This is a genomic window from Streptomyces sp. NPDC055243 (assembly GCF_044544025.1).
GTDB lineage: Bacteria > Actinomycetota > Actinomycetes > Streptomycetales > Streptomycetaceae > Streptomyces.
Map to the genome: position 1 here is coordinate 42,665 of NZ_JBITWR010000001.1, position 18,079 is coordinate 60,743.

At 70.9% G+C, this 18,079-nt stretch carries 17 protein-coding genes; 12 read left to right on the forward strand and 5 right to left on the reverse strand.

The window, feature by feature from the left end:
* Positions 1 to 29 precede the first annotated feature (29 nt).
* From blsG to ACIGXX_RS00270, 8 genes are all read left to right on the forward strand, one after another.
* Positions 30 to 1,205, forward strand: a complete 1,176-nt coding sequence (blsG, locus tag ACIGXX_RS00235) for an arginine 2,3-aminomutase (RefSeq protein WP_351157375.1) — start codon at positions 30 to 32, stop codon at positions 1,203 to 1,205.
* On the forward strand, positions 1,202 to 2,380 hold the full coding sequence (locus ACIGXX_RS00240; protein ID WP_361473203.1) for a DegT/DnrJ/EryC1/StrS family aminotransferase: 1,179 nt from the start codon (positions 1,202 to 1,204) through the stop codon (positions 2,378 to 2,380). Before blsG ends, ACIGXX_RS00240 begins: the two co-directional genes overlap by 4 nt.
* Positions 2,377 to 3,624 carry an ATP-dependent carboxylate-amine ligase gene (locus ACIGXX_RS00245; protein WP_361473206.1) on the forward strand — a complete coding sequence of 416 codons (1,248 nt, stop codon included), beginning with the start codon at positions 2,377 to 2,379 and terminating at the stop codon, positions 3,622 to 3,624. The genes ACIGXX_RS00240 and ACIGXX_RS00245 overlap by 4 nt, the downstream gene beginning before the upstream one ends.
* 82 nt (positions 3,625 to 3,706) lie before the next feature.
* The gene (locus tag ACIGXX_RS00250; RefSeq protein WP_399971356.1) at positions 3,707 to 4,972 is read left to right on the forward strand and encodes an MFS transporter; all 1,266 of its coding nucleotides are present in this window, start codon (positions 3,707 to 3,709) and stop codon (positions 4,970 to 4,972) included.
* Positions 4,973 to 5,100: 128 nt separating this feature from the next.
* Complete coding sequence (locus ACIGXX_RS00255; protein ID WP_399971358.1) at positions 5,101 to 6,981, forward strand: hypothetical protein; 1,881 nt, start codon at positions 5,101 to 5,103, stop codon at positions 6,979 to 6,981.
* A gap of 88 nt (positions 6,982 to 7,069) precedes the next feature.
* The gene (locus ACIGXX_RS00260; RefSeq protein ID WP_351157362.1) at positions 7,070 to 7,699 is read left to right on the forward strand and encodes a class I SAM-dependent methyltransferase; all 630 of its coding nucleotides are present in this window, start codon (positions 7,070 to 7,072) and stop codon (positions 7,697 to 7,699) included.
* 11 nt (positions 7,700 to 7,710) lie between these two features.
* Positions 7,711 to 8,712 carry a thymidylate synthase gene (locus tag ACIGXX_RS00265; protein ID WP_399971361.1) on the forward strand — a complete coding sequence of 334 codons (1,002 nt, stop codon included), beginning with the start codon at positions 7,711 to 7,713 and terminating at the stop codon, positions 8,710 to 8,712.
* Positions 8,709 to 9,230, forward strand: coding sequence for a hypothetical protein (locus ACIGXX_RS00270; RefSeq protein WP_351157358.1), 522 nt, complete (start codon positions 8,709 to 8,711; stop codon positions 9,228 to 9,230). Before ACIGXX_RS00265 ends, ACIGXX_RS00270 begins: the two co-directional genes overlap by 4 nt.
* Here ACIGXX_RS00270 and ACIGXX_RS00275 read toward each other — a convergent pair.
* The gene (locus ACIGXX_RS00275) at positions 9,139 to 10,188 is read right to left on the reverse strand and encodes a helix-turn-helix domain-containing protein (RefSeq protein ID WP_399971364.1); all 1,050 of its coding nucleotides are present in this window, start codon (positions 10,186 to 10,188) and stop codon (positions 9,139 to 9,141) included. The two genes, ACIGXX_RS00270 and ACIGXX_RS00275, sit on opposite strands and share 92 nt — an antisense overlap.
* Positions 10,189 to 10,377: 189 nt before the next feature.
* On the opposite strand from ACIGXX_RS00275, the gene ACIGXX_RS00280 reads away from it, so the two are divergent.
* From ACIGXX_RS00280 to ACIGXX_RS00295, 4 genes are read left to right on the forward strand one after another with little or no spacing between them, the layout of a single operon-like run.
* Positions 10,378 to 11,199 (forward strand): alpha/beta fold hydrolase, encoded by an 822-nt coding sequence (locus tag ACIGXX_RS00280; protein ID WP_399971366.1) that lies wholly within the window; start codon positions 10,378 to 10,380, stop codon positions 11,197 to 11,199.
* Positions 11,200 to 11,243: 44 nt separating this feature from the next.
* Positions 11,244 to 12,074, forward strand: a complete 831-nt coding sequence (locus ACIGXX_RS00285; protein ID WP_351157350.1) for an alpha/beta hydrolase — start codon at positions 11,244 to 11,246, stop codon at positions 12,072 to 12,074.
* 14 nt (positions 12,075 to 12,088) lie between these two features.
* Positions 12,089 to 12,880, forward strand: a complete 792-nt coding sequence (locus ACIGXX_RS00290; protein WP_351157348.1) for an alpha/beta hydrolase — start codon at positions 12,089 to 12,091, stop codon at positions 12,878 to 12,880.
* 50 nt (positions 12,881 to 12,930) lie between these two features.
* Entirely contained in the window at positions 12,931 to 13,176 is a 246-nt protein-coding gene (locus ACIGXX_RS00295; RefSeq protein WP_351157346.1) for a DUF6479 family protein, read from the forward strand.
* Between the two features lie 32 nt (positions 13,177 to 13,208).
* On the opposite strand, the gene ACIGXX_RS00300 is transcribed toward ACIGXX_RS00295, so the two are convergent.
* The 4 genes from ACIGXX_RS00300 to ACIGXX_RS00315 all read right to left on the reverse strand — a co-directional run bounded on the left by ACIGXX_RS00300 (position 13,209) and on the right by ACIGXX_RS00315 (position 18,047).
* Positions 13,209 to 13,835 (reverse strand): endonuclease, encoded by a 627-nt coding sequence (locus ACIGXX_RS00300; protein WP_351157344.1) that lies wholly within the window; start codon positions 13,833 to 13,835, stop codon positions 13,209 to 13,211.
* A gap of 16 nt (positions 13,836 to 13,851) precedes the next feature.
* Positions 13,852 to 14,118 carry a hypothetical protein gene (locus ACIGXX_RS00305; protein WP_399971369.1) on the reverse strand — a complete coding sequence of 89 codons (267 nt, stop codon included), beginning with the start codon at positions 14,116 to 14,118 and terminating at the stop codon, positions 13,852 to 13,854.
* An 84-nt stretch (positions 14,119 to 14,202) separates the two neighbouring features.
* Complete coding sequence (locus ACIGXX_RS00310) at positions 14,203 to 15,753, reverse strand: FAD-dependent oxidoreductase (protein ID WP_351157340.1); 1,551 nt, start codon at positions 15,751 to 15,753, stop codon at positions 14,203 to 14,205.
* Between the two features lie 206 nt (positions 15,754 to 15,959).
* On the reverse strand, positions 15,960 to 18,047 hold the full coding sequence (locus ACIGXX_RS00315) for an RICIN domain-containing protein (RefSeq protein WP_399971372.1): 2,088 nt from the start codon (positions 18,045 to 18,047) through the stop codon (positions 15,960 to 15,962).
* Between the last annotated feature and the right edge of the window lie 32 nt (positions 18,048 to 18,079).

Below are 18,079 nucleotides of genomic sequence, written 5' to 3' on the forward strand. Positions count from 1 at the left end.
GTCACTCACCCGCCGAACCAGGAGAAACCATGCCCCGCACTCCCGGAGACACAGACGCGGACCGCCACCTCTTTCCGGACCGGCCGGAGATCACCGAGATCACCGAAGCGGAGTGGAACGACTGGCGCTGGCACATGCGCAAGCGCGTCACCAACGTCGACAAGGCACGGCAGTGGATCAACCTCACCGCCGACGAGGAACAGGCCATCGAGAAATCGGCGGGCAAGTACCGCTGGAGCGTCACCCCCTACTACGCGTCCCTGATGGACCCGGACGATCCCACCTGCCCGATCCGTCAGCAGGCCGTACCCGCGCTCGGGGAACTCGCGGAGTTCAGCGGCGCCGAGGTCGACCCCGTCGGCGACATGTTCTACCGCAAGACCAACCGGGTGGTGCACAAGTACCCGGACCGCGTGATCATGCTGATCACCGAGGCCTGCCCGGTCTACTGCCGGCACTGCACCCGCAAGTTCCACACCACCGACGTCGACGGCAGCTACTTCCGGGACAACGAGGGCGAGTCCTTCGAAGAGGACCTGCGCTACATCGCCGAACACCCCGAGATCCGGGACGTGTTGCTCACCGGTGGCGACCCGCTCTCGTACCGGGACGGGAAACTCGAAGAGATCATCTCCGGGCTGCGGGCGATCCCCAGCGTGGAGATCATCCGGATCGGCAGCCGGTTCCCGGTCCTGCTGCCCCAGCGCGTCACGGACGAGCTGTGCGAGATGCTCGCGCGCTACCACCCGGTCTGGCTGAACACGCACTTCAACCATCCCAAGGAGATCACCCCCGAGTCCGCCGCCGCGGTCGACCGACTGCTGCGCCACGGCATCCCGGTGGGGAACCAGACCGTCCTGCTGCGGGGCGTCAACGACGACGTCACGACGATGCGCACGCTGATGACCGAGCTGCTGCGCATCCGGGTCCGGCCCTACTACCTCTACCACTGCGACAACGTCACCGGCGTGTCCCACTTCATGACCTCCATCGAGAAGGGCTGGGAAATCATGGAGGGCCTCCAGGGGCACATCACCGGCTTCGGCGTGCCGCAGTACGTCCTGACGACCAGGATCGGCAAGATCCCCATCGCCCAGCCGTACTTCACCCGCATCCCCGAAGGTCTGCTGCTCCGCAACTACCGAGGCCAGGAGATGGTCGTCGACGCCGCGGTGCACCCCATCACGGAGGCTGACGCGACATGAGCATCGACAAACGGCTCGGCTTACGGTTCCTCCCGTACGGCGCCAACTATCTCGACTGGCCCGACATGCACGAGCTGCGGGCCGCGATCGAGCACGGGGTCCTCTTCCGCTACCAGACGGAGAGCGAGAGCGTCGCATCGCGGCTCGAACGCCGGGTCGGCGAACGGCTCGGCGCGGGCCACGTCCTCGCGGTGCACAACTGCACCGAGGCGCTGCGGCTCGCCCTGGTCTCCACCCGGCCGCGCGTCGGGGACCTCGTGCACATACCGGCGGTCACGTTCGTCGCCGTGGCGGGCGCCGTCCTCTCCAGCGGCCTCATACCGGTCCTGGTGGATGTCGACGAATCGCTGTCCATGGACACCTCGCTGCTGCCCGATGGCACCCAACGGGCCGTCGTCGCCCATATGGAGGGCACGGTCGCGCCCCTGCCGGACGGCGTCCCGTACGTCATCGAGGACAGCGCCCAGGCGCTCGGCGCCACGTTCCCCGACGGGCGGCACACCGGCACCCGCGGCTACGCGGGCACCTTCAGCTTCCACCACAACAAGGTGCTGACCTCGGGCGAGGGCGGCCTGCTCGTCACGAACGACGCGGCCGCGTGGGAGACGATGCGCTGCTACCACGACCACGGCTCCGCGCGAGTGCCCGGCCGCTACCCCACCTGGAACGAGGACGCCTACTACGGCGAGAACCTGGTCACCAGCGAGGAGGTCGCGGCGATCCAGTACCAGCAGTTCCGCCACCTCGACGAGGTGCTCTCCGGCCTGGAGCGCCACCACGCCATCGCCATGGAGGAACTGCCCCACCGCGCCGGCCTCGACATCCTGCCCCGAGCCGCGGGCGACGTGAAGATCAGCCTCCGGTTCCGCTGCGAGAGCCGGGAGTTGCGCGACGCGGCCGTGTCCGCCCTCACCGAGCGGTCCATCGCCAACTGGACGCTCAACAAATACCTGCTGCCCGACCATCCGGTGGTCGCCGGACGGCGCTCCCTCTACGCCGACGGCTTCCCCTGGAACCTCGCCCCCGACCAGCCGCTCGCCCTCAGCCGCGACGGCTTCGCAAGGACCAGGGACCTCCTCGACCGCACCCTGTGCGTGCCGCTCTCCCCCGAGCTCTCCGAAGCCGAACAGGTCCTCGCGGTCAAGTCGGTCCGCCAGGCACTGGAGACCGCGTGAACACGCCCGCGCCGGTGCTCCTGATGGCGGACGACCGCGCCTCCTCCTTCACCCGGTACGCGGCGGACGCCCTGCCCGGCCGCCTGGTGCTGCTGCGGTTCGCCTCCGCCCGCAAGGACCTCACCGACGCGTACATGCGCCAGACCGAGCACCTGCCCGCGTTCTGGGTGAACGAGCGGCTGCCCCTGGAGGAGGAGGCGGCCCGCTACCGCGTCTGGGCCACGCACCTGCCCGTCGCACCCACCCGGTTCTGCAACCCCTCCGAGCCGCGCCAGGACATCGCCCAGCGGTTCGCGGAGCTGGCGGGCCTGCCACACATGACGGAACGTCAGGTGAGCTGGGTGCGCGACAAGGCGGCGATGAAGGACAAGTTCCGCGAGCTGGGGCTGCTCACCGCCCGCTACGCGCGCGTCTCCACCGCGGAGGAGATCGAGGACTTCGCCGCGCGGTGCGGCTGGCCCGTGGTACTCAAGCCCGTGGACTCCTTCGCCTGCGTCGACACCTTCCGGCTCACCGGCCCCGGGCAGCTGCGCGACGTGGCCCTGGGCGACCGGTCCTGGCTGGTCGAGGAGCATCTGGGCGGGACGGAGTGGGAGGTGTGCGCGCTCGTCCACGCGGGCGAGGTCCTGGACGCGTGGCCGAGCGCGATGCCGTGCCGCCCGCTGGACATCGTCGACGGCGCGATGAACGCCAACATCAGCGTCGCCACCGACGAAGGACCGCCCTTCGACCTGCGGGGCATGCTCCAGCGGATCGTCACCGGCATGGGGATCGACCACGGGTACCTGCACATGGAGTTCTTCCTCGTCGGCCACGAGATGTACGCGGGCGAGATCGGGGTCCGTCTCGCGGGCTGCGAGATCACCGCCAACCACGGGTACGCCTACGGCTTCGACGTGTTCGGCGCCACGCTGGACGTCTACCTCGGCCGCCGCCCCGCCCTGGCCTACTCCGAGCGCGGCTGCGCGGGCGACCTGCTGCTTCCGCTGCCCGGCTCGGGGACCGTGCACCGGATCACCCCCGAGGACGAACTGCTGCGCCTGCCCGGCGTGGTCAGAAGCGTCCTCAGATTCCGCGAGGGGGACCTCGTGGAGGCGCGCCGCGCCTCGCACAACGCGTCCGGATACGTCCACGTGACCGGAGGGTCGATCGCCGAGGTGGAAAAGCGCATGCGCGGCGTACTCGACGCCTTCAGGATCGAAGTGATCACCCAGGCACCGGCGGTCAGAACACTCCAGCGCTGAGCCGCCCCCCTCTCCGGCCCGCCCCGGGCCATTCATGCGCCGCACCCGCACGCCCGCAACGGGCCACCACGGAACAGGAACCATGGAAGTGAAGCCGAACGGTCTCGCCCGCCGTCTCGCCGCCCTGCTCACGCGCCGTCAGGTGGCCGGACCCGCCTGGTGGAGCGTCGTCTCCAGGCTGCCGGTCTACCTCATGTCCCTGGCCATGGTGCTCGTCGTGCGCGAACAGGGCGGCAGCTACGCCCAGGCGGGCCTGGTCTCCGCGCTCTACACCGTCGGCATGGCGCTGGGCAGCCCGCTCATCGCCCGCCGGGTCGACCGCCGGGGCCGCAGGACCGTGCTCGTGCTGACCGGCGTGATCTATCCGGCGGCGCTCGCCGCGCTGGTGTGGACGACCGAACCGGGGGAGTGGGCGCAGCCTGCCCTCGCGGTGCTCGCCGGCATCACGCTGCCCCCGGCGAACGCCTGCATGCGATCGCTGTGGGCGCGCCTGCCGCTGCGCGACGACGAACGCGAGACCGCCTACCTGTGGGAGGCGCTGCTCACCGAAGTCCTGGTGATCGGGGCGCCGTTGATGCTCGCGGCGCTGATGCTGACGGGATCGGCCGGGACCGCGCTGACCACCGTGTCGGTCATCGGCGGCGTCGGAGCGATCGGTCTGGCCTTCACGCGGGTGCCCGACGGCACCGAGAGCGCGGCACGGGCGGCGGGCGACGACCCGGGGGACAAGACCGGCCACGGTGGTCTGCTCGGTCCTCTGCGGTCATCGCCGATGCTCGCGCTGACCGCCGTCATGGCGCTCAGCGCCGTGCCCATCGGGCTGATGACGCTGGCGATCCCCGCCTTCGTCGACGACCACGGCTCGCGGGGCAGCACCGGCCTGGTGTACGCCTGCTGGGGCATCGGCAGCGCCCTGGGAGCCCTCTGGCTGGGACGCTCCCAGTCCGAGGTCGCGGTGCACGTGCGCTTCCCGCGCCTGGTGCTCGCGTTCGCCGTCGGGACCGGCCTTCCGCTCCTAGCGACGTCCCAGGTGACCCTGGCGCTGGCCCTCGCGGTCGGCAGCGTGCCCATCGCGCTCGTCTCCGCCAGCGAGATGACGCTGGTCAGCCTCCTCGCGGACGGCCGTTCCCTGACGGAGGCCTTCACCTGGGCTTCCTTGGCCACGGTGGTGGGGGACGCGCTGGGCCAGCAGGCGGGCGGCCTCCTCATGGAACCGGCCGGACCGCGGGGCGTCTTCGCCGCCGCCTTCGGCATGTCGCTCGTCGCCGCCTGCGTGGCCTTCGCCTGCCGGAGCCTGATGGGCCGCGCGGCCACGGCCCCCGAGCCCGCCGACGCGGGGGGCCGGTGACCGGGCGGGGGGCGGCACGGCCGCCGCCGGACACTTTCCGACGCCAGACAGCGCGACCACCAGCCAGTCATCCGTCCCACACACGTCACTCCTCGCAGGGTCAGCGTAAGAACACGAGGTAACGCTTCATGAAGTCTGCCGTCTCCCGACAGCGCCACGAGCCGTCGGACCCAGCACCGGAAACCGCGCTCTTCAGCCCGGTGAAGTACGCCGATCTCGCCCCGGCCGTAGGTGAGTTCCTCGACGCGCCCGACCGGACGCCGATCCCCGTCCCGGTCGACGACCGGGCCGACCTGGTGCACAGCGTGGCCCTGGCGTCGCGCCTCTACTCCGGTGTGCGCCGGCCGGCCCCCCTGGACTTCGGCGTCGTACTCGGCCGGTCGGATCTGGCCGACGCCGTCGTGGACCTGGCCCGCCCGCTCGCCCGCGAGTGGCTCACCGAGGACGACCTCGCTGGCTTCGTCGACCGGGCCCCGGGCACCCTCCTGCTGGTGGGCACCTACGCCCGCCTCAACCTCGATCCGGTGCGCTCGCTCCTCCTGGCCACCTACCGCGACGCCCGGCGCGGCCTCTCCCTCCTGAGCGGCCGCGACGGCGCGTCGGTGGCGTGGAACGTCGCCAAGCAGTACGCCCAGGTGCCCGAGGGCCTCGACGCGCTCGGCCTGTTCACGGACACCGACCGGCCGCCGCACCTGCCCGGCGTCAAGGTCTTCGACGACCGCGACTTCGAACGCGCGGACATCCAGGCCGAGATCCTCGGCACCCGGTGGCGCCGCGTCGTCTTCCAGGGCCACGGCAAGGACGACAGCATCAACCTCGGCGAGTTCACCATCTGCGGCCTCAACGAGACCGCACCCGCTCAGCCGGGCGTCCTCGCCCCCCGCTGCGCCTACGGACTGCCCTGCTACAAACCCGAGGACAAGCTCGTCCCGCTCAACCGCGTCGAGGCGGCGGAACTGGTCCTCAGCGCCTGCAACAGCGGCCCCCTCGCCGACCTCGCGCTCTACGACCCCAAGTACCAACTCCTGCTCAACGCCCTGGACAGCCCCGCCCGCACGGTCGTGTCGGCCGTCTCCGTGCACGACTCCGACCGGCCCGAGAACGTCGCCTGGATGCTCGCCGCCGCCACCGGCGCGGACTCCGTGGACACCCTCAACGCCAGCCTGGCCGGCTCGCATCCCTACCCGGCGTTCATGCGCTTCGGGCTGCCGGGACAGCCCGAGGAGACCCCGGCGGCCCCGCCGCCCTCCGAGCACGCGCCCGACCGGCTGGTCCTCACGGTCGGCCACCGGCTCGCCGCGCTGCTCGGCTCGGAACTCCTTCCGCACAACCACACCCTGCGCCCCCGCCTCGGCAAGCTCGCGCGCAAGGTGGACCTGTGGGTGGCCCGCCCCACCCACCTCGCCGACCAGTCGCCCGACGAGGTCCGCAAGTCCCTCTCGGCGGACCTGCAGTCCCTCGACCACGTGATCGCCGGGCAGGTCGCGGAGAACCCCGAGAACGAGATCATGAACTACCCCGCCCACTTCGGTGACCGCAGCTCCCTGGACCCCGACGTGCGCGAGGTGGTCTGCCACTGCGGCCGTCCCGCCCAGGAGTTCGCCCGGCGAGGACTGCTGCCGCACATCCTCGACACCGTCTGCGTGGTGTGCATGCGCTGCGGCGACGTCACCTTCCGCGTGCCCGACGCACCCCACGTGCTGGCCTACGCGGCCGACGAGGTGGAGCAGGGCGGCGTGCTCGAAGTGCGCGCCTCGCTCACCGCGGCCCGCCCCGGACCCGTACGCCTCGGCCTGTTCCTGCCGAGCTATCTGCGCGACGACACCACGGTGGAACCCGCCCGGGTCAAGGTCCGGGCCTCCGACGAGCACGCCAGGGACGTCCTGTTCAGGGTGCGCTTCGCTCCCGACACCGCCCCGCAGGCCTACTACTTCACGGTGTTCGCCGTGCAGGACCTCGCCGTCTCGACCGCCCGGCGGCACTTCGGCGTCGTACCCGGCCATGGCTGAGACGGCCCCCGCACCACCTCGGCACCACGTACCCCCCACCCGACCCCCATTACCGGCCGGACCACCGGCCGGACGAAGGACGGTTGACATGGAGAAGACCCCCGCACCGACCCCCGCACCGGAGATCGAGCTCATCGACCACGACGGCGAGGTGACACTGAGCATCGGCGGCGAACAGGCCATGCAGGCCTGGGAACGCGACCTGATGTGGGCCAGCGCCGACATGCTCTGCCGCCACGGCAAGGACTTCTACGAGGTGGGCCTTGGCCTGGGGCTCTCGGCCCTGCGCATCGCCGAGAACCCCGCCACCCGCAGCCACCGGGTCCTCGAACTGTTCGGCGAGGTCGAGGACCTCTTCCGCGAGCAGCACCCGCGGCTGCCCGGCACGCTCTCCATCGAGCGCGGTGACTTCTTCCAGCGCGTCTTCGAGCTGGAGTCGGAGAGCATCGACGGGATGTTCTTCGACCCCGCACTCGACATGGAGGTGTGGAAGGACGAGGAACTGTGGCGCAGGACCATGCCCGAGGTCGTCCGCGCGCTGCGCCCCGGCGGGGTCTTCATCCCCTTCTTCAGCACCAAGCCCGAACTGCGCTGGCAGTACGTCAAGCACTTCCGCACCATCCACGTGGAGCGCCACCCGTACACCGCGTACGACACCACCGAGTACACCTACGGCACCTCCGGTGACGCGTACATCCAGTGCTTCTACAAGGACTGATGGGGGGCCACGTGCACAGCACCTACGAAACCGTCGAGGACGCCTACCTGACGGAGCTGCGGAGCACCTATCTCGGCGCGTCGTTCCGCAACGCCCCGCGCGGCTTTCCCAGCCGGGAGCGGCTGGGCGCCGGATTCCTGGTCCGGGACCCCGTGCAACGCCATGTCGCGCTGCCGGGGCGCAGATCCAACCTGGTCTTCAACTTCGCCGAGGCCCTGTGGTACCTGTCCGGCTCGGCCGATCTGGAGCTCGTCGCCCACTACGCGCCGAGCATCCGCAAGTACTCCTCCGACGGCGCCACCCTGACCGGCACCGCCTACGGGCCACGGATATTCGACTACCGGGGCACGGGCCTCGATCAGTGGCGCAGCGTCATCGACGTCCTGGCCGAGGACCCCGACAGCAAACGCGCGGTCGTGCAGATCTTCCACCCGGGCGAGCTGCGCGAGCCGGGCAACATCGACGTCGCGTGCACCCTCGCCCTGCAGTTCATGCTCCGCGAGGGCCAGTTGCACGCCGTCGGCTACATGCGTGCCAACGACGCCTACCGGGGCATGGTGAGCGACGTCTTCTCCTTCACCTTCCTCCTGGAGATGCTCGCCAGGCAGCTGGGCGTGGAGGTCGGCGGCTACGTCCACCAGGTCGGCTCCCTGCATGTGTACGACAGTGACGCCCCGCTCGTGGAACGGGTGCTGCGGGAGGGCATGAACGACACCGCCCCGGAGGCGTTCCCCGCGATGCCCGCGGGGGACAACTGGCCGCATGTGCGCGAGGTGCTGCGGATCGAGGCGCAACTGCGCACCGACCGGCTGCGGCTCGGCCCCGCCGCGCTGCGCGCCCTCGCCCTGCCCCGCTACTGGCAGGACGTGCTCGGCCTCTTCGAGCTGCACCGTCAACTGACCCACGAGGCCGGGACGGACCACGAGCTGCTCGACGAACTCCCGCCCCTGTACCGCCGGATGGTGCTCTGCCGATGGCCCCGGACCGCTGCCGAACACGAGGTGTCCGCATGACGACGACCCCCGCCCACGACCTCGCCGGAGAGCTCGGCGTCACCACCCTGTTCCTCGCCGGGCCCTTCCTCCAGCTCCTCGACCCCGCCACCGGCGAGATGCCGTCCGGAACGCGGGCACCCTTCGCCTCCTTGATCGAGCACTTCGAGGGCCACGGGTTCAGCGTCCACAACGCGCACCGCCGTGAGGCGTGGGGGGCCGAACTGATGGCCCCGGCCCAGTGCACCCCGCTCGACCAGGAGGAGATCCGGAAGGCCGACGTGTTCGTGGCCTTCCCCGGCCTGCCCGCCTCTCCCGGCACGCACATCGAGATGGGCTGGGCCAGCGCCTTCGACAAACCGATCGTGCTGTTGCTGGAGGAGGGCCAGGAGTACGCGTTCCTCGTCCGGGGCCTGCACGCGGTGGCCACGGTCGAGTACGTGGTGTTCAGCGACCTTCCATCGGCCCTCCCCGAGATCGACGAGGCGGTACGGCGTGCGGTCGCGCGGCAGCGGGAGACGGAGGAGAGGAGCCGCTGAGACCTGCTGCCGGGTGATGGAGGCGGCGCCACTGGCGGGGTGTGGCGCCGTAGGTCTCGCGGAAGCGGCGGGAGAAGTGGGCGGGGTTGGAGAAGCCCCAGGACCGGGCGACGGCCTCGATCGTGCGGTGGGCGTGCTCGGGCGCGGCCAGGTCGTGGCGGGTGCCTTCCAGACGCCGGCGAATGATCCATTTCTCCAGGCCGAGGCCGCCCTGCTCGCACAGCCGGTAGAGGGTCCGTACGGAGATGTTGTGGGCCGCGGCGATGCGGTGGGGGGTGAGACCGGGGTCGGTCAGATGCGCGCGGATGTAGGCGAGGACGCGGGTCAGGAGCGTCTCCTGGGCGACCGAGCGCCGGGTGCGTTCGTCGGCGGCCACCGAGACGATGAGGGCGCGGGTGAGTTCCAGGGTGGCGGAGGCGAGCGCCTCGGCGCCGGGGCCCGCGCTGAGCCGGTCGGCGCGGTGATGCAGTTGGCGCAGGTGATGCAGCAGCAACGGCGCGACGTCGCTGTGGTGCAGGAGCGGTATCGCGGCTTGGACCTGATGTTCGGGCAGGCCAAGACGCTCGGTGTCCACCATGAACGCGAGGGACAGGCCGGACCCGGACCACGCGTACTCGTAGCCCGCCGTCTTGTGGGCCAGGGCCAGGCCGTCGGGCCCCACGTGCTGCTGATGGCCGTTCCAGGTGAACGCCCCCGTCCCCCGGCTCTGGGTGATGACCGAGACGGTGTTCATCGCGTCGCGTCGCGCGTGCCGCGGGGTGCGCCAGATGCGCATGCCGGAGCCGTGCGTGGCGAACAGGGTCAGCGGACCGAAGTTCCAGACCTCCAGCTTCTTGCGGATGCCGGCATCGCCATGCTCCTGCTCCACCGAGCAGGAGCCGCTCTCCCCGACGGCCACGGCCTCGAAGGCCTCGATCCGGTCGGCCGCGGGTAAGTCGTCGGTGTCCAGAACCAGCATGGTCCCCCCAGGGCGACAGCAGCGGCCCCTCCGCTGCCGTGCCGTCCTCGGGATTCTTCAGCACCCTTGGCGCGCAGGGAACAGTTCTCGGCGCGTACGGCAAAGAACCTCGCCCGCGGAACTGGCACGATTTCCCGCTACCTGAGTCGGTCACCGACACCGACACCGGCTGCTGACGGGAGCGCTCCCATGGGCACCATCACGACGCACGACGGCACGGGGATCCACTACAAGGACTGGGGCAGCGGACGGCCGGTGGTGTTCAGCCACGGCTGGCCGCTGAACGCCGACGCCTGGGACGACCAACTGCACCTGGTCGCCTCGCACGGCTACCGTGCGATCGCGCACGACCGGCGCGGCCACGGCCGCTCCGACCAGCCGTGGCACGGCAACGACATGGACACCTACGCCGACGACCTGGCCCAGCTGATCGAGGCCCGCGACCTGCACGACGCCGTGCTGGTCGGCCACTCGACGGGCGGGGGTGAGGTGACCCGCTACATCGGCAGGCACGGCACCTCCCGGATCGCCAAGGCCGTCCTGCTCGGCGCGGTGCCGCCCCTCATGCTCAAGACCGACGCCAATCCGCGGGGACTGCCGATCGAGGCGTTCGACGCCATCCGAGCGGGCGTGTCGGAGGACCGGTCGCAGTTCTACAAGGAACTGAGCCTGCCCTTCTACGGGTTCAACCGCCCCGGTGCGAAGGTCTCGCAGGGTGTGTCGGACGCGTTCTGGCTGCAGAGCATGCAGGTCGGGCTCAAGGGCGCGCTCGACTGCATCCGCGCGTTCTCCGAGACCGACTTCACCGAGGACCTGCGGCGCTTCGACGTCCCCACCCTCGTCGCCCACGGCGACGACGACCAGATCGTGCCGATCGTGGCCGCGGGACCGGAGTCGGCCAAGCTCGTCAAGGACGCGACGCTGAAGGTCTATCCGGGTGCTCCGCACGGTCTCGTGGGCGCGTTCAAGGACGAGTTCGACGCCGACCTGCTCGCGTTCCTCGCCTCGTGATCCCGATCGGCTCTCCCCATCGGCTCTCTCCGAAAGGGTTCGTCATGCGTGTTCCGGCACCGCGTCGTCTGCTGACGGCACTGGCCGCCGCCGTTCTCCTCGTCACCGGTGCGGTCTCCGCCCAGGCGACCTCCCAGGGAACCGTGCGGGCCGAGAAGCAGGGCCCCAAGCCGACCGTCGTGCTCGTGCACGGGGCGTTCGCCGACGCCTCCGGCTTCAACGACACGATCGCTCTGCTGCAGAAGGCCGGCTTCCCGGTCATCGCGCCGGCCAACCCGCTGCGCGACACCGCGGCCGACGCCGCCTACGTCTCCAGCGTGGTGGACACCATCGACGGGCCGGTCATCCTGGCGGCCCACTCCTACGGCGGCGTCGTCATCACCAACGCCGCCCGCGGCCACGCCCATGTGAAGGCACTGGTCTACCTGGGGGCGTTCGCGCCCGACAAGGGGGAGAGCGCGCTGCAACTGGCGGGCCAGTTCCCCGGCAGTGAACTGGGCGCCGCCCTGATCGGCCGGGAGTACCCCGTGCCCGGCAGCGACCCGGGCACCGACGGCTACATCGACGCCGCGAAGTTCCGCGCCGTCTTCGCCGCCGATCTGCCCGCCTCCCGCACCCGCCTCATGGCGGCCACCCAGCGCCCCGGCAGCGTCCAGGGCCTCAGCGGCCCCAGCGGCGCGCCCGCGTGGAAGACCGTCCCGTCCTGGTATCTGATCCCGACCGAGGACAAGGTCATCCCCGCCGCCGCCCAGCGCTTCATGGCCGGGCGCGCAGGCAGCAGGGTGACCGAGATCCGGTCCTCGCACGTGGTCATGATCTCCCACCCGGAAGCCGCCGCGAAGATCATCAAGTCGGCGTACACCGCCACTCGTTGAAGGAGCGAACGCGCATGAAACCCGACACCATCGTCCTCATCCACGGCTTCTGGGTGACACCCCGCAGCTGGGAACACTGGATCACCCGCTACCAGTCCCAGGGATTCAGGGTGCTGGCCCCGGCCTACCCCGGTTTCGAGGTGGAGGTGGAGGCGCTCAACGCCGACCCCACCCCGATCGAGGAACTCAGCGTCCCGTCGATCATCTCGTCGCTGGAGAAGCTGATCGACGGCCTCGGTACGCAGCCGATCATCATGGGTCACTCCGCCGGCGGCGTGTTCACCCAGATCCTGCTCGACCACGGATACGGCCGCGCCGGAGTGGCCATCAACTCCGCGCCCACCGAGGGAGTGGCGACGGTTCCGCTCTCGCAGCTCAAAGCGACGTTCCCGGTCCTGAAGAACCCGGCCAACCGGCACAAGGCCGTCGGCTTCACCTACGACCAGTGGCGCTACGCCTTCACCAACACCTTCCCCGAGGACGAGTCCCGCGCCCTGTACGAGCGCTACCACATCCCCGCCTCCGGCCATGTGTTCTGGGGCAGCGCCCTTGCCAACATCCACCCCGGCCACGCCGACTCGTACGTGAACTACCGCAACGACGACCGGGCACCGCTGCTGTTCGTTTCGGGCGAGAACGACCACCTGATGCCGCCGAAGATCCAGCAGTCCAACGCCAAGCACTACAAGTCGAACACCGTCACCGAGATCGTGGAGTATCCGGGACGATCCCATCTGATGCCCGCCCAGAGCGGCTGGGAGGAGATCGCCGACCACGCCCTGGCCTGGGCGCTCGACCACACCTGACCACCCCACTGGCCGGGCCGGTCTCGCCGCGGATCGGGTACATGACCTGTATGCACACTCACAGCCACACCGTTCTGGCCGTCGAGGGCGGCGGTTCCCTGATCTTCATCATCGTCGGGATCGCCGTCGTCGTCGGCCTGCTCACCATGTTCGTCAGCGGACGGCGCCGCGCCGCCCGCGGCACCGAGCCCACCAAACCCGCCCAGGGCGCCGAGCCCGCCAGCGGCGAAGCCCAGCGCGGCACCACCTGGCAGACCCCCGACGACGACCCCGACCAGGGACACCCCCACCCCTGACCTGCCCACCCCTGACCTGCCGGGGCTGAACCTCAGGAGGAGCCGGAGGAGCCGAGGGCGGCCCGGACGAGCGCCGCGGCCGTCACGCCCGGCTTCTCGTCGCCCGCGAGCCGCAGCAGCGCGGACGTGTCCCGGGGCAGGCCCAGGCGCTCGGCCCCCTGAAGGACCTTGGCGTCGAAGCAGGGCCCGTACTCGGTCCATACGTCCTGCACCTCGCGCAGGAAGATGTCCGCGCCGACGGGGCCGAGGCCCGGCACCTTCCGCAGCAGCCGCTTCAGGGCCGCGGCATCCCCGTCGGCCTTCTCACGGACCTTGCGCAGGTCCCCGCCCCACTCGTCGAGCACCAGATGGGCGCCGTCGCCGAGCTGGGTCGCGGTCCGTTCGTCGTAGCGCCGGTAGCCGCCGCGTCCCAGGGCGTCGACCCGCTGCTGCCAGGTGGCGTCGGCCATCTGCCGCGGACCGCGCATCCCGGCCTCGTACAGCGCACGGGTGCTCGCCACCGCGACGGAGGCCCTGATCCGGGCGCTGAGCAGGCAGGACAGCACCAGCGTGCGGTAGAGCGGCTGGGGAGTGTCCGTCAGCCGGATGCCCGCCTCCGCCGCGTACGTCTGTCCCGACGTCGTGAGCAGTTCTCGCATCACAGCCTGCTGGCCTGCCATGTCGTCCCTTCCTGTTTCAGTGGTCCCGGTGGCGGTGGTGCAGGGCCGAGAAGACGGCCAGGGCCAGGAGGGCCAGCACCGCGAAGAGGAGCGCGAGGACCGCCAGCGCCCAGGGGCTGGGCGGGTCGCCGCCGAGGGAACGGATCGCCCACACCCCGAAGAGCACGGCCAGGGCCAGGAAGAGCGGCATGTAGAGGTGGGTGAGCAGGTGGCCCAGGCGACGCGCGCGGTGCGTGTGCAACGGGGGCTCGCCGACGTGACGGCCGGGGCGTTCGCCTTCCATGGCTACCTCCAGCAGCTGAGGGCACAGGCTGCCGTTGGTCCTTGTCACGCTCCAGGATAGTCCCGCCGTCGCGCCCTTCCGGGATCACGCCGGGGGGTCAGGGGTCTCGCGGGGTTCCAGGGGGTGTGTGGCGGGGCCGTGCAGGACCGAGCCGTCCGTCGCGAAGCGTGAGCCGTGGCAGGGGCACTCCCAGACCCTTTCCGCGTCGTTGAACTGCACCAGGCAGCCCAGGTGGGTGCAGCGCGCGGAGAGCGCGGTGGCGTGCCCGCTCTCGTCGCGGTAGACCGCGCACCGCTTGCCGTGCAGGCGTACGACGGCTCCGCTGCCCGGCGGGATGTCGGTCAGGGAGTCGACGTGGCTGGTGTGCAGCCGGTCGCCGACGAAGTGCTTCGCCGCGGACGCCTGGTAGGAGGCGATCTGGCCCGCGTCGCGGATCGGGGGCAGGCGGCGCGGGTCGTACAGGTCGGTCCAGGCGGGCCGGGGCCCTCCGGCGATATGCGCGGTGAGCAGGCGGGCGGCCATCACGCCGTTGCTCATGCCCCAGCCGCCGAAGCCGGTGGCGACGAAGACGTGCTGGGTGCCGGGGTGGGCGTGGCCCACGTAGGGCAGGTGGTCGGCGGAGTCGTTGTCCTGGGCGGCCCAGCGGTAGGCGCTGTCCGCCTCGGCGAAGTGCGGCAGGTGCTCGCGTGCCCAGGAGTCGAGCCGGTCGAACCGTTCGCGCACGCCGCCCGCGCCCGGCTCGAACGACTCCCCGGTGACGATGAGCAGCCGTCGCCCCGCGTCGTAGGGGGCGCTGCGCAGGGAGCGGGTCCCGTGCTCCGGCGTGATGTACATGCCCGTAAGCGCCGTGTCCGACGGGACGGGCGCCGCGATCACCAGCTCCCTGCGGGGTTTGATGCGGGTGAAGAGCAGGGTGCGGTCGAAGACCGGGTAGTGCGTGGCGACGACCGCGTCGCGCGTCCGGATCGTGGCGCCGGACTCGGTGGTCAGGCGGCACCGGGCGCCGTCGTGCAGGCCGGTGACCCGGGTGCGCTCGAAGATGCGGCCCCCGGCGCGGGTGATGTTCTCGGCCAGGGCCAGCAGGAACTTGCGCGGATGGAACTGCAGCTGGCCGTCGACGCGTACGCCGCCGGCGATGTCGAAGGGCAGTTCCGTCTCGGTCACGAACGAGGCATCGAGCCCGGCCCGGCGCGCCGCCGCTGCCTCCTGCTTCACCTCGTCGACACGTCCGGGGTCCTGTACGTAGGTGACGGCGGGGGCCTGCTCCAGGTCCGCGTCGATGCCGAGCTCCGCGCAGAGGGCGGCGGTCCGCTCGACCGCCTCCTGCTGCGAGAGCGCGTAGAGGCGGGCGTCGTCGGCGCCGTGTTTCGCCTCGATGCCGGCATAGACGAGGCCGTGCGCGGCGGTCAGTTTGGCCGTGGTGTAGCCGCTCACGCCCGCGGCGATCCGGTCCGCCTCCAGGACGACGACGTCGAGGCCGGCGCGGACCAGGTCCCAGGCGGTGCAGAGCCCGGCGATGCCACCGCCGACGACGGCGACCTCCGCCGTCAGATCGGTGTCGGGGGTGGGATACCCGGTACCGGGCGTGGTCGCCATCCAGTACGACTCGTCAACCGTCTCGCGTTGCGGGGTCATGTCTTCTCCTGATGGACCGATGGGGCACCACGGCGAAGCCTCGGTACGTGGTCAGCACGGCGCTGGTGCAGCCGGGTACCCCCCGCGAGGCCGTTTCTCCCATCACCATCGGACAAGGGCCTTCGCCCAGCCTCGCGGAGACGGCGGCGAGCCACACACCGCAGGGGGCCCGACGGGTGAATCGGACCCCCTGCGGTGTGGCACGGCTATCCGCGCTGCGAGCCGGACGCGCGGGCCGTCACATCGGTCACCTTCCAGCGCTGGTTGGCTCCGGAGTTCGGTGTCCACGTCGTGACGGCGGCTCCGTCGTGCGTGGCCTGGCCGCCGACCTCCAGGAGCCTGCCCGTGGCCGCGTTGACCAGGGTCCACGTGCCGTCACCGGTCGTGGACATGATCCACTGGACGGCCTTGTCGCGGGGCCCTGTGTCGGGTTCGGCCACCGGGGCGCCGTCCCGGACGGCCAGCCGCTTCTCTCCCGCCGGGTCGGTGAACACGTACCGCCGCTGGTTGCCGGTGTCACCGCTGATCTGCCGCAGCCGCCACCGCTGCCCGTCCGTGTCCGCCGCGGTCTTGATGACCAGGCCGGTGCCGTCGTCGGCGACGGTGAGGTCCTTGCCGCTCTGGACGCCGGTCAGCTCGTACGTGTGGTTCTTCCGCAGCAGGGCGGCGTCCTTCGCGACGCCCGAGACTCCCTCGACGAGGAACGAGGTCACCGACTGGGCGGGCACCGTGAAGGTGGCCTTCTTGCCGCTGACATCGAGGGCGGCGTGCCGTTCGAGCTTGCCGTCGGCGCTGGTCACCACGGGGGTGACGGTGGCTCTGCCGCTCACCTGGCCGAACTTGGACAGGTCGACGGTGACCGCGCGCTCCTCGGTCGTGCTGTTGACGTGGACGACCGTCGCCCCGTTGCCCTTCTGGGTCACCGCGGCGGCGCTGGAGGTGTCGTCGACCTTGACGAGGCGGTCGCCGGGCTTGATGAAGTGGGTGAAGTTGCGGGCCGTGTCGAACTTGGTGTTCGTCCGGATGGGGCAGGTCTCCAGGGTGTCCTTGGAGGTGCAGCTGAACGGCAGCTGGATGCTGCCCCAGTTGCCGCCCTTGGCGGACTCGCCACCGGGCTTCATGTTGTCGTAGTCCTCCACCGGCTGCCAGAACACCCAGGCCTTGGGCTCCAGTTCCCGCAGGTCGTCGACCATCCGCTGGGCCATGCCGAGGCCCGGGCGCATGTCGTCGAAGTCCTGCCCGTCGCCCCAGTCGCCCTCGACCTCGCTCATCCACAGCGGCTTGTCCGCCGCCTTGGCCAGGTCGCGCACGCTGGTGCGTCCGTCGGTGCCGTAGGTGTGGACGTTCATCTGGCCGACGGCGTCCCGCACCTCCCGCGGGTAGGTGTTCCAGTTGCGCGTGAAGGTGGTGGGGTTGGTCTCGTCCATCGCGGCGATCTCCGCGCCGGTCGTGGACTTCTCGAGCGCCGGGTCGAGCGCGCCGATCACCTTCTGCTGGAGCTCGGGGCCGATGTGGGCGCCTTCCTGGCGGCCCCCGACCGGTTCGCCGTCCACTCCCAGGCGGGTGCCCCAGTAGTTCGTGTTGGGTTCGTTGAACGGGTCGAGGGTGTCGACCTTGATGCCGTGGGCCTTCTCCAGGCGCTGGGTCGCGCCCACCAGGTAGGAGGCGAAATCGTCGACGGACTCCGTCTTGAGCTGGTCGGTGCTCGCGTCGAAGCCGCCCGAGACGTAGCCGCTCTCGGTCATGAACCAGGGCGGAGAGTTGCTGAACGTCTCCCAGTGGTCGACGTCGTCCTTGATCCGGTCGACCCACCAGCGTTGGGTGGCGTCCGCCTTCGGGTTCCAGTCCGCCGGGTCGGTGGCGCTCCACCAGTCGGTGTCCTCGCGGGTGGTGCCCGCCGGGGCCTTCCACCAGCCGTCGACCGCGCCGCCGGGGCGCAGGTAGTCCTTGACGTCGGGGGCGTTGCCGCCGCCGATGTTGTAGCGGGCGATGTTCAGGGCGAGCCCGTCGTCGCCGAACAGGAGCCGGGCCAGCTTCTCGCGTATCTCCTTGGGGTAGTCGCCGGTGGCGTTGGCGAACCAGACCAGGCTCGTGCCCCAGCCCTCGAACTTCTCGTGCTGGTAGGAGGGGTCGGGCCGGACGGTGACGGCCGCGGACCCCGCGGCGGCCGACTGCGGCGGGGCGGTGAGCAGGGCGGCCCCGGTGGCCAGGGCGGTGATGCCGACGATGCCGAGGAGTCGTCTCGTACGGGGACGACTTGTGCGCGTGCGACGCGTGCGGGTACGAGGTGCCAACGTGTGCTCCCTACGTAGGTGCGCTTCGGTGG

Bases quoted from the DNA above. Each gene is read 5' to 3' on its own strand.
- ACIGXX_RS00310 (WP_351157340.1), bottom strand. From the start codon at position 15,753: ATGACCCCGCAACGCGAGACGGTTGACGAGTCGTACTGGATGGCGACC.
- ACIGXX_RS00255 (WP_399971358.1), top strand. From the start codon at position 5,101: ATGAAGTCTGCCGTCTCCCGACAGCGCCACGAGCCGTCGGACCCAGCA.
- ACIGXX_RS00295 (WP_351157346.1), top strand. From the start codon at position 12,931: ATGCACACTCACAGCCACACCGTTCTGGCCGTCGAGGGCGGCGGTTCC.
- ACIGXX_RS00300 (WP_351157344.1), bottom strand. From the start codon at position 13,835: ATGGCAGGCCAGCAGGCTGTGATGCGAGAACTGCTCACGACGTCGGGA.
- ACIGXX_RS00290 (WP_351157348.1), top strand. From the start codon at position 12,089: ATGAAACCCGACACCATCGTCCTCATCCACGGCTTCTGGGTGACACCC.
- ACIGXX_RS00240 (WP_361473203.1), top strand. From the start codon at position 1,202: ATGAGCATCGACAAACGGCTCGGCTTACGGTTCCTCCCGTACGGCGCC.
- ACIGXX_RS00305 (WP_399971369.1), bottom strand. From the start codon at position 14,118: ATGGAAGGCGAACGCCCCGGCCGTCACGTCGGCGAGCCCCCGTTGCAC.
- ACIGXX_RS00280 (WP_399971366.1), top strand. From the start codon at position 10,378: ATGGGCACCATCACGACGCACGACGGCACGGGGATCCACTACAAGGAC.
- ACIGXX_RS00275 (WP_399971364.1), bottom strand. From the start codon at position 10,188: ATGCTGGTTCTGGACACCGACGACTTACCCGCGGCCGACCGGATCGAG.
- blsG (WP_351157375.1), top strand. From the start codon at position 30: ATGCCCCGCACTCCCGGAGACACAGACGCGGACCGCCACCTCTTTCCG.
- ACIGXX_RS00260 (WP_351157362.1), top strand. From the start codon at position 7,070: ATGGAGAAGACCCCCGCACCGACCCCCGCACCGGAGATCGAGCTCATC.
- ACIGXX_RS00270 (WP_351157358.1), top strand. From the start codon at position 8,709: ATGACGACGACCCCCGCCCACGACCTCGCCGGAGAGCTCGGCGTCACC.
- ACIGXX_RS00285 (WP_351157350.1), top strand. From the start codon at position 11,244: ATGCGTGTTCCGGCACCGCGTCGTCTGCTGACGGCACTGGCCGCCGCC.
- ACIGXX_RS00250 (WP_399971356.1), top strand. From the start codon at position 3,707: ATGGAAGTGAAGCCGAACGGTCTCGCCCGCCGTCTCGCCGCCCTGCTC.